The organism is Microcoleus sp. MON1_C5, assembly GCF_036701875.1.
GTDB lineage: Bacteria > Cyanobacteriota > Cyanobacteriia > Cyanobacteriales > Microcoleaceae > Microcoleus.
Map to the genome: position 1 here is coordinate 1 of NZ_JAUBRN010000028.1, position 14,739 is coordinate 14,739.

Sequence of the window (14,739 nt, forward strand, 5' to 3'; positions counted from 1 at the left end):
TAATCAGTTACACTAACCAAAGGGTTAGGCTAACCGTCCCTGGATTTTTAATCCATTTAGGTTAAACGAATCGCACATATACTTATCTTAACTGTACTCTATTTACCTGCAATCTGCTGTATGTGGAGGCTCTGCCTCCCCTTACCAATTACCAACTACCAATTAAGATGTCTAAATATTATGTATTTTTTACCAGAAATATCTTACCGCAACCCAATATCGCGAGCTTAGTTCAAGTTGCACACTCTGCCAATGCCGCAGCAAACCTCGGTTATCCAGCAGTTTTGGTATACCTCCGCAAAGGCTGGAGTGCTTTGAATCCGGTTGATTTGCTTTTTCCTTTTCAACCCAGGAAACCCCATGACCAACTTGCCAAAAGTTACAATATTCAAGATAAATTAAAAGTAGCAGATTTGCCCATGCCGTGGCCGATCGACCTTTTGGACAGCAAGTGGACGAGTTCCAGTACAATAGTATCAAAATACTACTTACCGATTCACCTGCTTAACTCCACTAAAATTGTCCATAGCCGGGACTGGAACTTTGTCAAAGCAGCAGTTAAAAACGGAATTCCCGCTATCTACGAACAGCATCACCATGAAAACAAGCAATTTGAATCAGAAATTGTCCGCAATCCTCTGTTTCAGATTTCCGTAACTGTTGCCGATACAGTGCGAGACAGCATGATTTTGAATGGGATGCCGCCGGAAAAAGTAATTACGCTGCACAACGGTTTTAACCATTTGTTTCTCGCGAGACAAACAGAAGCTGCCCAGAATTGGCGACAGCAATTATTAGAAGATGACAGACAGCATTTAGCAGTTTATGCAGGCGGACTTTACCCGTTTAAAGGTGTCGATATGCTAGTGGATGTGGCCCAGGAGTTGCCGCGAGTTCAATTTGCGATCGCGGGTGGCGATTCATCCCAAGTAACAGCCTACCAGCAATTAGCCAAATCCAAGCAAGTTAACAACATTAAATTTCTCGGCTACCTCCCTCAAAATCAACTGGCTAGCTTGCTGCAAGCAGCCGATGTTTTGACTCACCCTCACTGTTTGACAGAAGCCGCGACGTTCACATCTCCTTTAAAATTCTTTGATTACATGGCCTCGGGAACTCCGATTGTAGCGACGGAAATTGCATCTTTAAGGGAATTTAAATCGGGAAATATAGCAGCAACTTGGTGCGAACCGGATAACCCGCACCATTTCGCGCAAAGCATTCGAGATTGTTTAACCAAATATCCGAGGAAAAGCGAAGGCTATGCAGAAACAAGGGATTTTGTCAAGCAATTTTCGTGGGAAAATAGGATAGAGAGAATTTTAAGTTATGTGGATGACCAAGTGCGATCGCAAATCATTCCTTAATTCTCATCCGATAATTTTAAAATCCGTAGGGGCCGGTTTTACCAACAATCATAGCCTAAAATTAATAATCTCATAAACCCGCCCCGCCCACACGCTAAACCAGATTTATTATTAGATATGAACCCAAAAATTATCGGCGCAATCACCACCTACCCAGGCATGAGTCAAAGCGACTGGCTGTGGCAACAAACCCCCCACAACTTCGGCAAATGGGGAAACATTCAAATGCTCGCCAACCACCCCGAACCCGACTTTTTACTGATGTATCAATTCGACTTTCCCAAACCTTCTAAAAATCAATCATGGCTCGAAAAAATACGTCGCTACAGGCATCAAAACCAAGAAAATTACATTCAAGAAAAATTGCGCGGTGTCCCCACAGAACGCATAATTTACCTGATCCGCGAGCCACCATTACCAGAAGTTATTAAAATTACGAAAGTTAACTACGAACAAGCCAAACTTTATTGCGGTTACGTTTCCGGGCCCGACGATTTCGCACCAAAACCCGATTATATGCCCGCGATTTGGTATCACTCTAACTCGTTTCGAGAACTCGATGAAATGCCTGCGCCGCCGAAAACTAAATCCTGTTCTTGGATTACTTCAGGTGTTAGCCGCAGCGCCAATCACCGCCATCGGCTAGACTTTATCAGATTGCTGCAAGAACGACAATTAAATTTTGACCTTTACGGGCGAAACTTGCCAACTTGGGCGCGCGGGAACGGCACTATGAACAATAAATGGCACGCTGTCGCACCATACTATTACAACTTAGCTATAGAAAATTATGCCGAAAACGATTGGTATGTCAGCGAGAAGCTTTGGGATGCTTTGTTAGCTTGGTGTTTGCCAATTTATTACGGCGGTTCGGCGGCGGATAAATTGTTGCCGGCGGGGAGTTTTCTGCGGCTGCCGAGTTTGGATGAGAAAGGAGTAGAATTTATTAAAGAGGTTTTGGCTACGCCGGATTATTGGCATGAAGCCAGGGAAAAAATTGCTGAAGCTAGACAAATCATTCTCCACGAATTGAACTTGCTCAATTGGCTATCTAAGTTTGTATCTCAGGAAATAACATCATGACAGAAAACCCAAATCAACCCAGAGAATACGATGCCGTACTCGCCGGCCAATCTCAAGTGCCATTTGGGGCGACTGTCTTAGGCGGGGTTCCCGGTGTTAAGAGTCGGTTAGCTTCACCGATTGTCGAAGTCAGAATCACCGCACTGTATGAAGCGTTGAAATATGGAGAACCTGGTTTAGACTTGATAATTTCGGCATTGCAGGATGAATCAATAAAGGTGAAGTTGGCTGCATATTCGTTGCTGAAGGAGAGAGATGAACCAAATATAAAAGAGAAGTTCCAAAAATATTCGCCTATTTTTGACTTTGATGCGATTACAGTTGATGCCAAAGGAAAAGAAAACAGTGGCCGCCGTGATTATGCTCACTTCTTGCGCGAAGATTTAGGGAATCCAGTTGTGCTGGAAATGGTTTATATTCCCGGCGGTACATTTATTATGGGTTCACCAGCAACAGAAAAAGGTAGAACATATGATGAAAGTCTGCAGCATCAAGTAACAGTAGCCGCTTTTTATGCAGGCAAATATCTCATCACCCAAGCACAGTGGCAAGCAGTGATGGGAAATAACCCATCGTGGTTTCAAGGTGAAAAACTTCCTGTAGAAAAAGTATCGTGGAATATGGCAGTCGAATTCTGTGGCAAACTCTCGCAAAAAATCGGGAAAAAATATCGCCTCCTGAGTGAAGCTGAATGGGAATACGCCTGTCGTGGCGGTACAACAACCCCTTTTCATTTTGGGGAAACTATTACCCCGGAATTAGTCAACTATAACGGACACAAACCCTACGCAAACGCCCCCAAAGGACTTGGCCGCGGAAAAACAACCGATGTCGGGAGTTTTCCTCCCAATGCCTTTGGACTGTACGATATGCACGGCAATGTTTGGGAGTGGTGCAGCGATAAGTGGCACGGTAGCTATGAGGGTGCACCAAGTGACGGAAGTTCCTGGGAAGAAACTGGTAGAGATAATTTCCGAGTGCAGCGTGGCGGTTCCTGGGCCAGCCATGCGGTCAGTTGTCGCAGTGCCTATCGTGTCAGGGGCTCGGTGGGCAACCGCGAATCGTATATCGGTTTTCGTGTGGCTCTGTCTTTCGCGTAGCCTCGGGTTTTTGGTTCTGTGCTTTAGTCTTCCCCGATGGCCCTTTTCTATCCTTTTACCCTTTAGATAATTTGGCGGTTGAAACCGCAACTACACAAACAAAGTCCGCCTTCGCGAGACTATATATATGAATGGAATTTGCACGCTTGCCAACGATACAGTTTATGACCAACTAATTGCCTTGCTCAACAGTATTGAAGTTATCTTAGGCTCAAATACTCCTGTCTGTATTTATCCTTTTGACGACCAAATAGAGCAAATTCAAGCTGAAATTGTTAACCGTCCCAACGTCTTTATTTATGAAGATAGCGCCTCAATTCAGCGGTGGGATATGTTTATGCAAGCAGCAAGTCCTCAAAGTATAAACCGTAAGTACAGAATTTATGGTGGACATCGGCGTTTTTGTGCCTTTGACAACCCTTTTGATAATTTTGTCTATATGGATGCTGATACATTATTAATGAATTCACTAGACGGGATTTTTCAAAAGTTGAATGATTATGATTGTGTCGTCTACGATTTTCAATTTTATCATCCAGAGAAGGTCTATAATATTGAATCACAAAAACTGTTTAATGTTTTTGAACAGCAGCAACTTAAATCAGAAATATTTTGTTCGGGATTTTACGGTTCAAAGCGAGGTTTGTTTGACCAGGAAAAAATAGAGTGGTTATTGTCAAAACTCAAGGAAGGAGAATCGGAAATTCTTTACAAAACCGGCGATCAACCTGTTTTAAACTATATGTTTATGCGGTCTGGTATTCCGATTTATAATTTTGCTTATCATTTGCCAGACAGCGAAAGAACTGGGTCTTCTGTAACTTCAAAACATTTTGAAGAACGAGATAATATTCTGTACGATAAGGGTAATAGACTCACCTATATTCATTATATTGGAATTCCTCCAAGTATTACTGAAGCAGTGTGCCTCGGCGAAAATATTGAGTTTCCCTACCGAGATTTATTTTTACACTATCGCTACTTGCACGAACCTGAAAAGCGCCCAGTTTTTACAGCACCTTCTAGGTCATATAGTGAAAGTCCTAATTTTTTCAATAGAATTTTCAGAAAACTAAAACTAAATCTCAGAGGATAAATGTATGAATCGCGGGATTTATATTGTGGCGAATGATAAAGTGATCGAAAGTGCGATCGCCCTTTTAAACAGCATACGTCTGTACAATTGTCAAGTACCTGTTTTTCTGATTCCCTTCGACGACAATTATCAGCAAGTCGCAGCCGCCCTCAGCCGTCTCCACGGGGTGCGATTGTTCCCAAATCTGGAGTTTGTCGAACAGTTTACCAGGGAAATTGGCCAAATGTTCGATCGCAACTTTTTAGCCCTCCCCAACAAAATGCGAAAACTCGCAGCCTGGTTTGGCCCCCTCGACGAATTTCTGTACATCGATACCGATATCATCGTCTTTGAAGACATCGCAGCCAACCTAAACAAATTATCAGAAGTAGACTTTTTTTGCTGCGACTACCACCACCTCAGCGAAAAACTGCGAAATGTATTTTCACCACTTGTAAAAGAACAAAATATCTTTACAGACTCACAGCTTCAAGATGTATTTAACAGCGGTTTTTGGGCTTCGAGGAAAGGAACTATTTCAGAATCGCAAATGTATGACATATTGCGCGAATGTTCCCACCATCGAGAATATTTTGACTTTACTCAAAATGTCACCGACCAACCTATACTAAATTATATTATTCTTAAATTGATTTCCAAGCGCTGCAATCTTGTTAAAGATTCAGCAACAGAACCTGGAAGCTGGGCGGGTTCCAAGCATTTTCAGGAAATAGATTATGTTCTTTATGACAAAGGCAAAAGGTTAAAATATCTTCACTGGGCTGGAATACCGATTAAATCGGGTAGTCCTTATTGGAAACTTTGGAAACATTATCGTTATCTCAATGAGGAAGAGGAAAAACCTAATTTAGTGCAAAAGATATTTCGATATTGGCATGATAAATAATATTCTTTGTAGTCACAAGGCGATTGAAATCGCTAGCAACGCGAGCACACAAACGAAGTCCACGCGCAATAAGAAATTAACTGGTTTACAGGCCGCACCTAGTAACGAGTAGAATTATTCAATCTAAAATCTAAAATCTAAAATCTAAAATCCGATGGCTGATGGCATTTATATTCTAGCAAACGATGTTGTGTTTGACCACTTAGTAGCTTTATTGAACAGTCTTGAAGTCAATGGGGCAAAAAATATTCCTGTTTGCATTATTCCCTATGATGATAACTTGAAAAAAGTGCGATCGCACATTTCGCTCTTACACAATGTCACACTGTTTGACAATACCGATTCCATCGATTTTTGGGAAAACTTTGCGACTCAGGCTTGGACATCTCACCGCAAGGCTCAACAAGTTTGGCAAGCTAAAGGTTGGGGGCAAGTTCATGGTTTGGGAATGCACCGAAAATTTTGCTGTTTTGACGGCCCTTTTGACAAATTTGTCTATTTTGACTGCGACACTCTGTTGATGGGTTCTCTGGATTATATCTATCAAAAACTTGATGAGTTTGATTGGGTAGCCAACGATTTTCAATACAAATCTGACCTCAATTATGTATTTGATTCATCATCTCCCAAACTAGCCGAAATTTTCAATCTTGGTCAACTGCAATCCCAAATTTTTTGTGCTGGTTGGTTTGCTTCAAAAAAAGGTATTTTAAATAGAAATAACTCAAATCAGATGTTAGATAAATTGACTTCGGGAGAAGCTGAAATTTTGGCTTTGCGGGGAACTGACCAACCTTTATTTAACTATTTAGTCGCCCGCAGCGGCATCTCTTTTTATAACTTTGCTTATCATCAACCTGCACTGGTAACGGGAAATCATTGGTCTTCTAAATTTGAGGTGATAGATTATGTTCTATACGATAAAGGGCGACGATTGACTTACTTGCACTACATGAGTATTTCGGCTGCAAAGTTTACTCGCTTGTGTGCTGGCGAAGATGTTGAGATTCCTTACCGAGAGGTGTTTCTGCACTACCGATATTTGAAGTCGCCGGAAACACGACCAAAACTCGCACCTCCAAATTTGTTGGTTCGCTTGCAGAGAAATCTCAAAACTTGGGGAATTAGAAAAATTAACAATGTTCAATTTAAGTTGCGGAATTTCTGGGATAGATAGCCTCTAACTGTACTCTAACTGTACAAAGACTGAATCCACTCCCATTCGTGCCTTAAACCTTCTTCTAAAGCAACCTGCGGCTGATAACCTAAGATTTTCTTGGCTTTAGACACATCCGCGCTAGTGTGTCGCGCGTCTCCCCTCGCAGCTTCAGTAAAATCTATCCGAATAGGTCGATCGACAATTCTCTCTATTGTATCAATAACTTCTTTTAAAACTACCCGACTTCCCCCACCAATATTAAAAACTTCCCCTGCAGCTTCTGGAACCTCAGCCGCCGCTAAATTCGCCGCAACGCAATCGCTGATAAACGTAAAATCCCGCGTTTGCAATCCGTCGCCGAAAATTGAAATCGCCTCATCAAACAAAATCGACTTAAAAAACTTGTGAAAAGCCATATCCGGGCGCTGTCTCGGCCCGTAAACGGTAAAATAGCGCAGCGAAGTAGTCGGAAGGCCAAAATTTTTGTAATAAAGCCCGCACAAACGTTCACCGGCTAACTTCGTAATTCCGTAGGGAGAAACCGGCTGCGGACAAGCATTTTCATTCGTGGGAAAAGATTCAGCATTGCCGTAAATTGAAGAAGAAGAAGCATAGACAAACTTTTGCAATCTTGGCGCATATTTTGCCGCTTCTAACAATACTTGAGTGCTGTTAATATTCCGTTCGGTATAGCTGCGAAAACCGTCGCCCCAGCTAGCACGAACTCCTGCTTGCGCCGCCTGATGAAATATTACCTTAACATCGGATAAAAGCGAGCGCCAATTTTGAGACAAAATATCGCCTTCCACCAATTCAAAACCCGGATACTTTTCAAATCGTGCAATATTCTTGCGCTTGAGATCCGGATCGTAATAATCGTTGAACTCATCAACACCGATCACCGTCTCGCCTCGATTTAAAAGAGTTTCTACTAAGTTAGATCCAATAAATCCCGCCGCACCCGTAACAAGTAAAATACTCATTAGATTTTAGATTTTAGATTTTAAAAATTTTACACAAATTATTGCATAAGTTGTCTTCTTTTTCTTTCTCTTCCTCTGCGTTCTCTGCGTTCTCTGCGGTTCAAAAAGCATCAAATAGGATAATCTTAGAGAACTATCAACCCCCTTCCTTCTGATAAAAAGAGGTTGATAGTTAACTTTCATTGTTCAAAAGAATCCAGATCCAGCGCTTGGGAACCTCCGCGTTCTAACTCGATCAAAAGCTTACCTAGCTGAGTCCAAACTAGCCAGCCCGTGAGTAGCGTCAGTGGCAAAGCTAGGGCATAAGAAAGTAGTTTTGGAAAGCCAAAAATCTCCATTCCAGAAGCTAAAAATACGCAAATACCGCCCGCCATTCCCAGAAAAGGCATCTGCAATGGCAGCCCTTGCAGGTTAGCCAAAGTGCTAGTAGAACGATTTTTAGACCACAGTTGTACGGATTGTTTGAGAGTTGCTTCAAATGCTACACCGGAGGCGATACCTGCTAGCAGTCCAGCCGACATTAAAAAATAGGGAGGTTCTGGAAAATAATACACGAATAATTCCTTAATTTGGGTAATTGAGAATTGGGAATTGGGAATTGGGAATTGGGAATTGGGAATTGGGAATTGGGAATTGGGAATTGGGAATTGGGAATTGGGAAGAGTAGAATTATTTTTCTTCCTTCTTCCTTCTTCCTTCTTCCGACTTCCTTCTTCCTGACCTCCGTTACATCCGTTACAGAATCCGTTGCCGAACTTCCTTCTTCCTTCTAATTAAAAGCGAGTTAGCGCCGCTGCTCCTGCTGTGGAAAACTCCGTCAAAGCGCCTAGAGCAACGTTGAACAGGCGACTGGGCTGCAAATCTTCCTTGACTAAGTTCCACAGGCTGCGAACTTCTTCGGTGTGGAGGCGATCGTCCTCAATCAAAGCTAACATTAGCTGGCGTCTCAAAAACGACCCTTCCTCTGACAGCAAAAATTGCAAGCCTAGTTGTGCTGTGGGTAGCAAGTCAAAACTACGATCGGATCGGGCGATCGCGATCATGTCCTCCAACCTGTTCCACTGGAATTTGCCATCCTTGAATAATACCTCAATCAGACGCCGCCGCAGAGCCGGAGATTCTCCGTTCAACAAACGCCGCGCTACATAAGGATACGCCACCTCGACTATCTTGAAATTGGGATTCAGCGTCAGGGCCAAACCTTCTTCTGTCACCAGAGAGCGAATAATTAAGGCAAATTTCGCCGGCACCCGGAAAGGATAATCGTACATCAACTCCGAAAACTGGTCTGTAATCGTCTTGAAGTTAAAATCTGACACCTTTTCGCCGACGATATCACCTAATACAGATTCCAACGCCGGAACGATCGGCATAATATCTGTATCTGGTGTCAAAAAGCCCAGTTTGACAAAATCCTTAGCTAACTCTAAGTAATCTTTGTTGATTAAGTGAACGACAGAATCAACCAAAGTTTCTTTAGTTGTTTCTTCCATCTGATCCATCATCCCAAAATCAATGTAAGCCATGCGGCCGTCCGCTAAGGCAAACAGATTTCCCGGATGGGGGTCAGCATGAAAAAATCCGTGTTCCAGCAACTGTCGCAAACCGCTGCGGACTCCGACTTCAATTAAACTATCGGTATCCAAACCTGCAGCTTTAACACGTTCTATATCTGTCAGCTTGATGCCCTCAATCCATTCGAGAGTGAGAACGCAGTTGGAAGTATAGCGCCAGTAAATGCTCGGAACTTTTACTGTCGGGTCGTCGGCAAAATTTGTAGCAAATTTCTCGGCGTTGCGTCCTTCATTGAGATAATCAATTTCCTCGAACAATTTGATACCGAATTCATCGACTATTAAACAAAGGTCGTGACCGAGATTCAGCGGCAACAATGGGCCCAACCATCCAGCGGCCCAGCGCATTAAATAAAGATCGAGGCTCAAGACTGGCAGCAAATTCGGTCGCTGAACCTTGACTGCTACTGCTTCCCCGGTGAGGAGGCGAGCTCGGTAGACTTGACCGAGACTTGCCGCGGCGACAGGTTCGGGAGAGATTTCGCTGTAGGTTTCGCTAATTTTGCGATCGAGTTCCGCTTCAATAATCTCGAAAGCGCGCACCGAGTCAAAGGGCGGCAATTGATCCTGAAGTTTGATCAATTCTTCGAGAAAGTCTTTGCGGATCAAATCCGGTCTGGTAGAAAGGGCTTGGCCGACTTTAATGAAAGTGGGGCCCAAGCGAGTGAGTATTTGTCGCAGGTGGGCGGCCCGTTCCGGCTGGTGTGCTGCGACTTCGTGCTGCCAACTGTCCCACAGCATCCCCAGAACAAAGCCTGCAAAAGACCAAATAACGGTAATTGCGCGCCAAATTGCTTTCCAAGGACGGTTGCGGTAATACTGAGCGATCGCTTGTGGATCGTAGCGTCTAGCCTGAGTGAATTGATACTGAGGCACTCGTTTATTTTCCTCTTATCTTCTGAAAATTACAGGTTAAATTGAGAATTGGGCATCGGCCATCGGGCATCGGGCATTAGGTATCAGGCATCGGGCATCGGGGATGGAAAGTCGAAAGTTCAAATATTATTTAGTCTTCGTTCTTCCTTCTTCCTTCTTCGTTCTTCCCTCTTCCCTCTTCCTTCTTCCTTCTTCATCATTGACCGATCGCATTGCAAGGTTTAGGCGAGCGGAAAATGCACCCGTTCGAGGCGGATTGCTAGCCTAAATTTGTTTCTTTTCATTAAATATAGTACATAAAAGTACAAGTGATCGGTCAAAATACTTAACAGCTCTCCCTGACCGCTGCACATTCTCACAACACTGCAACCCTGCAATTCTTTTCTCGTCCTGCGTTTCCCTCGCTTATGCCCTCGCGCCAAAGCTACCGGATGCGATCGGCTTTTGCCAAGCAATCTTTCAGCCCATAAATCGTCCGCTCTTGTTGATCCCTCGACAGTTCCGGAAACATCGGCAAAGACAAGACCTCGCTACAAACTTGCTCGGCCTGTGGCAACTGACCTGCTGAATAGCCCAAAGATTTGTAAACAGGTTGCAGGTGCAAAGGTAACGGATAGTAAACCATCGAACCGATGCCGCATTCCTGCAACTGAGCCCGCATCCAATCTCGAAAATCGCCAGAGGGATTTTGCGCGTCTTCTGGACTTGTCAGCCGGATCGTGTATTGATTCCAAACTCCTTTTGCGAACGGTAATTCTTTGGGGACGGCTACTCCGGGCACGCGGGAGAGAAATTCGCTGTAAAGTGCCGCTTTCTCCTGCCGCTGCGCGTTCCAACTGTCGAGATACCGCAATTTAATGCTGAGAATCACTGCTTGCAGGGCATCTAAACGGCTGTTGTACCCGATTTCTTCGTAGAAATACCTAGAAGACTGTCCGTGTTCTTTGAGCATTCGCATCGAAGCTGCGAGGGCAGGATCGTTTGTCGTCACCGCGCCACCGTCACCGCAAGCGCCTAAATTTTTGGTCGGATAAAAACTAAAGCAGCCGACATGGCCGATGCTGCCGACTTTTTGAGATTGCCACTCGGCCCCGACAGACTGGGCGCAATCTTCAATTACGGCTAAATTGTGTCGAGTCGCAATTTCCATCAACCGAGTCATGTCTACCGGTTGGCCGAAGATGTGTACTGGCATAATTGCCTTGGTTTTGTCGGTAATTGCCGCTTCGAGGAGTTCGACATCCAGATTAAAAGTATCGCTGTCAATATCGACAAATACTGGAGTCGCGCCGACGGCGCTAATTGTCTCAGCCGAAGCAAAAAAGGTAAAAGGAGTGGTAATCACTTCATCGCCGGGGCCAATTTTGAGAGCTCGCAATGCCAAAATCAGCGCATCCGTGCCAGAGTTACAGCCAACGCACTCGGAAACTCCAGTGTAGTCGGCGAACTCTCGTTCAAAACTCTTCACGGCCGGGCCGCCTACGTAGCCGCCAGAGGCAAGCACTTTTTGCACCGCAGCGGTTATCTCGTCGCCAATCTGCGCGTATTGGCGGGTTAAGTCGAGGGGGGGAACATTATTCACTCTTCACACCATAAATTTCAAGCATTATCAAAGCAAATTCTTGCAGCAAAACTGTTTCTCAGAAACCTTTATTGCAATATCTTATATTTGGACAGGCAAACAATCACATTATCGAAAGGGTGGGCCGGTGTTAATTGAGCTAGATTTTACAGATTTGGGTTGGGCTTTGGGGATGGTGGCGATCGCGATCGGGCTTTCGGCGTGGCAGGGATTGGGATTGGAGGGGGCGATCGCGATCGCGGCGGGGCGCACCCTAATCCAGCTAATCTTAGTCGGATACGTGCTCGCAGTCGTATTTGACCCCGAGGGAAAAAATCCTTGGCTGGTTTTAGCAGTTTTAGCAATCATGCTGACAACAGCTAGCATGGTTGCCAGCAACCGCATCAGCAAAAAAATCAAGAACTTACTGCCCTTAGTTTGGGGTTCAATTTTTATCAGTACGGCCTTGACTCTCGCCTATACAAACTTGCTCATTTTGCAACCTGACCCTTGGTACGAACCGCAATACCTGATTCCTTTAGCGGGTATGATTTTGGGCAATGCCATGAACTCCGGGGCGATCGCCGGCGAAAGACTTGTCAGTACAGTTAATAGCAGCCAGTTAGAAATAGAAACCCATTTAAGTTTAGGTTCGACGCCGCAGCAAGCAGTAAAGCAGTACCGCAAAGATGCCATCAAAGCTGGATTAATCCCGCTCTTAAATACAATGACGGTAGTAGGAATCGTAACTTTACCGGGAATGATGACAGGTCAAATGCTGAGCGGTGTGAGTCCTCTTGATGCAGCATCTTACCAGATTTTAATTATGTTTGTGTTAGCGCTGGCAACTGTAATCGCAACTCTGCTGTTGACTGAGGGATTGTCCCGGAAGTTTTTCAATCAAGATGCACAATTGATAAAATGGTAATTGGGCATTGGTCATTGTAGATGTAAATTGATTATGATTACCGTAGTGGCGGGTTCACCAATGTCTCCCATACAAATGATAAATATCATAAACCCGCCGCGCCCGTGACTTTATCGACCACAAGATCCGGTCGGGACAGGTTTAGGGAATATCGGGCTGATCTTACTCAGCAGATCCAATGATTGGAATTAATCGTTCCTCGATTTCATCAATATAGGCTGTTAAGCCTGTATGAACACCTTTTTTTCGTAGAAGTTCCAGAGGCGTGTCTTCCCAGCACTGTTGTTCGCGTTCCATCTTGCCACCTGTTAGCTTTTCGATAACAACTTTAGGATTTCTAATGCGATCGGGTTCTTTCCATGAGTTAGATCGTAATTTGTGTGACTCATTACAAGGATTAAACGTCAATTGGCTCGTTATATCTTGAAGAATTTGTTCTTCCTCTTGATTAGATGGAATAAACCCATTCAAGACCCAGGCTTCCCGCATTCTGTCTGCTGTACCAATAATAATTTCTAATTTAGGTGGTCGATTGATGTGTGCAGAACGTGCTTGCTCAATACCTTCTCTTCGCTGAGGTTGATTGTCTAAATCCCGGATCAGGAGAACTGCTTTAATCTGTCGTGTTTTTTGAAGAAATCGTACTAAATTCAGAATTTTTATAGCTGCTGCACCATCAGCTTTTAATGCTCCATCTTTACCATGACCTAAATACCTTGGAGGACGGAATCCTAAGCTTTGTGGCAAATTATCTATAATTTGATTAATATCTTGCCAACAGGAATGTTCTGTATTTTCTTGTAAGCCACTCCAACGAAATAAATATTGAAGCTGTCCAGATTCTAACCAATCAATTTTATCCACTAAAAGGCGATCGGCTAATTTAGTAGCGGTTCGTGCATCTGCGCTACTTTCCACAATCACCACAAACTCAATCATTTATTTCTCCTGCAACCACCCAATCTTCTCCCTCTGCATCCCAGAATTCTCCGGTGGTTAAAGTTTGTTTTGCCCATTCGACATCAGGATGTTCATCCAAGCGTTTGCAACGAGTCACACCTGAATTGTTGTTACTTAATACATGAACTTGAGAAGGAATAAGTTCATCAACAATATAAGGAGAATGAGTCGAAAAAATAATTTGGAGGTTGCTATTTTCTTGAATAATTTCCTTGAAAACAGCGATTAATTCTCGTTGCGCTTTTGGGTGGAGTCCCTGTTCGACATCATCTAGTAACACTAAATTAGGTTGATTGGGATTCATCAAAACAGTCAATAATCCGAGAGCGAGCATTGTTCCTTCGCTAATAGCATGGGCTGGAATACGCTTACCAGTATTCATATCTAGGACAACTTCTTGCCCTGCCATTTCCTGACTTTCTTCGTAGGATAGAGATTTGCCATCGACTTCGATTAAGCGTTGGCGATTGACCATAACCTTAGCTCGCCTTACCCCTACCTCGCGTACACCTGGTACAATCCGTTTCAACATTTTCTGTAAAGATTGAAATTTATCTGGAGCTTCGTCACGAAGATAGTCTAAGGTAGGTGCTAACCCGGAACCATCGAACTCAACTCGCGGTGTAATTTCATCACTGTAAGCTGCTTTAGCAAGATTACTGGCTACGAGCTTAAGATGAACTGCGTTTCTCAAAGATTGCTGAATTGGCTCTTCCGTAGTCATTAAGGAAGTTTCAGAGATTACGTGCCTATATTTCGGGTTTTTATCGGCCTTCCATGATGCTCTAAAAGTCCACTTATGATTAACGCTTTGTCTCCAGTCATAAGAAGCTTTCCAATCATTTCTATCTCGGTGTTTCCAAAAACCAGTTGCAGTAACAGACATATTACGTTGCCCAATTGTTGTAATAAATTGAGGCGCTGTTTCATGCTGAAAAATATTGTCAAATGATGAATTAGCAAGCCGACTGAGATAATGCAATGCTTGCAAAACTGATGTTTTACCCGAACTGTTTTGTCCTACGAGTGCGTGCAGGCGTGAATCATCTAAACTAAGTTCTGTATCTTTATGACTTTTGAAGTTATGAAGTTTGACCTTTTCTAGCATTTGATTGCTAACATCCTTTTATACAGTTTGACTGCCGAAATTGTAGTGTGTGTTCGGA

Annotated in this window: 13 protein-coding genes; 7 read left to right on the forward strand and 6 right to left on the reverse strand. The window is 43.7% G+C overall.

Annotation, left to right across the window (positions count from 1 at the left end; translation table 11 throughout):
• Positions 1–167: 167 nt before the first annotated feature.
• The 6 genes from QUA71_RS15265 to QUA71_RS15290 all read left to right on the forward strand — a co-directional run bounded on the left by QUA71_RS15265 (position 168) and on the right by QUA71_RS15290 (position 6,709).
• Entirely contained in the window at positions 168–1,367 is a 1,200-nt protein-coding gene (locus QUA71_RS15265; RefSeq protein WP_333286151.1) for a glycosyltransferase family 4 protein, read from the forward strand.
• Between the two features lie 117 nt (positions 1,368–1,484).
• Positions 1,485–2,450 carry a glycosyltransferase family 10 domain-containing protein gene (locus tag QUA71_RS15270; protein ID WP_333286153.1) on the forward strand — a complete coding sequence of 322 codons (966 nt, stop codon included), beginning with the start codon at positions 1,485–1,487 and terminating at the stop codon, positions 2,448–2,450.
• Positions 2,447–3,550 carry a formylglycine-generating enzyme family protein gene (locus QUA71_RS15275; protein ID WP_333286155.1) on the forward strand — a complete coding sequence of 368 codons (1,104 nt, stop codon included), beginning with the start codon at positions 2,447–2,449 and terminating at the stop codon, positions 3,548–3,550. Before QUA71_RS15270 ends, QUA71_RS15275 begins: the two co-directional genes overlap by 4 nt.
• A 127-nt stretch (positions 3,551–3,677) precedes the next feature.
• Positions 3,678–4,646, forward strand: coding sequence for an Npun_R2821/Npun_R2822 family protein (locus QUA71_RS15280; protein ID WP_333286157.1), 969 nt, complete (start codon positions 3,678–3,680; stop codon positions 4,644–4,646).
• Positions 4,647–4,650: 4 nt separating this feature from the next.
• Positions 4,651–5,532: an Npun_R2821/Npun_R2822 family protein gene (locus QUA71_RS15285; protein WP_333286159.1), complete on the forward strand. Its 882-nt coding sequence runs from the start codon at positions 4,651–4,653 to the stop codon at positions 5,530–5,532.
• A 154-nt stretch (positions 5,533–5,686) separates the two neighbouring features.
• A complete protein-coding gene (locus QUA71_RS15290; protein ID WP_333286161.1) occupies positions 5,687–6,709 on the forward strand; it encodes an Npun_R2821/Npun_R2822 family protein in 1,023 nt (340 codons plus the stop codon).
• Between the two features lie 14 nt (positions 6,710–6,723).
• Here QUA71_RS15290 and QUA71_RS15295 read toward each other — a convergent pair whose 3' ends face one another.
• The 4 genes from QUA71_RS15295 to QUA71_RS15310 form a co-directional block, all read right to left on the reverse strand.
• Positions 6,724–7,674 (reverse strand): NAD-dependent epimerase/dehydratase family protein, encoded by a 951-nt coding sequence (locus QUA71_RS15295; protein ID WP_333286163.1) that lies wholly within the window; start codon positions 7,672–7,674, stop codon positions 6,724–6,726.
• Between the two features lie 179 nt (positions 7,675–7,853).
• On the reverse strand, positions 7,854–8,228 hold the full coding sequence (locus QUA71_RS15300) for a hypothetical protein (RefSeq protein WP_190659115.1): 375 nt from the start codon (positions 8,226–8,228) through the stop codon (positions 7,854–7,856).
• Positions 8,229–8,447: 219 nt separating this feature from the next.
• On the reverse strand, positions 8,448–10,124 hold the full coding sequence (locus tag QUA71_RS15305) for an AarF/ABC1/UbiB kinase family protein (protein ID WP_333286165.1): 1,677 nt from the start codon (positions 10,122–10,124) through the stop codon (positions 8,448–8,450).
• 424 nt (positions 10,125–10,548) lie between these two features.
• Positions 10,549–11,706: a DegT/DnrJ/EryC1/StrS family aminotransferase gene (locus QUA71_RS15310; protein ID WP_333286167.1), complete on the reverse strand. Its 1,158-nt coding sequence runs from the start codon at positions 11,704–11,706 to the stop codon at positions 10,549–10,551.
• A 127-nt stretch (positions 11,707–11,833) separates the two neighbouring features.
• Between QUA71_RS15310 and QUA71_RS15315 the strand changes: the two genes are divergently transcribed.
• A complete protein-coding gene (locus tag QUA71_RS15315; protein ID WP_006634775.1) occupies positions 11,834–12,613 on the forward strand; it encodes an ABC transporter permease in 780 nt (259 codons plus the stop codon).
• 162 nt (positions 12,614–12,775) lie between these two features.
• Here the strand turns inward: QUA71_RS15315 and QUA71_RS15320 are convergent, their stop codons facing one another.
• Together QUA71_RS15320 and QUA71_RS15325 are read right to left on the reverse strand one after the other, a co-directional pair.
• Positions 12,776–13,552: a hypothetical protein gene (locus tag QUA71_RS15320; protein WP_333286169.1), complete on the reverse strand. Its 777-nt coding sequence runs from the start codon at positions 13,550–13,552 to the stop codon at positions 12,776–12,778.
• Complete coding sequence (locus QUA71_RS15325; RefSeq protein WP_333286170.1) at positions 13,545–14,681, reverse strand: AAA family ATPase; 1,137 nt, start codon at positions 14,679–14,681, stop codon at positions 13,545–13,547. The genes QUA71_RS15320 and QUA71_RS15325 overlap by 8 nt, the downstream gene beginning before the upstream one ends.
• Positions 14,682–14,739: the final 58 nt, after the last annotated feature.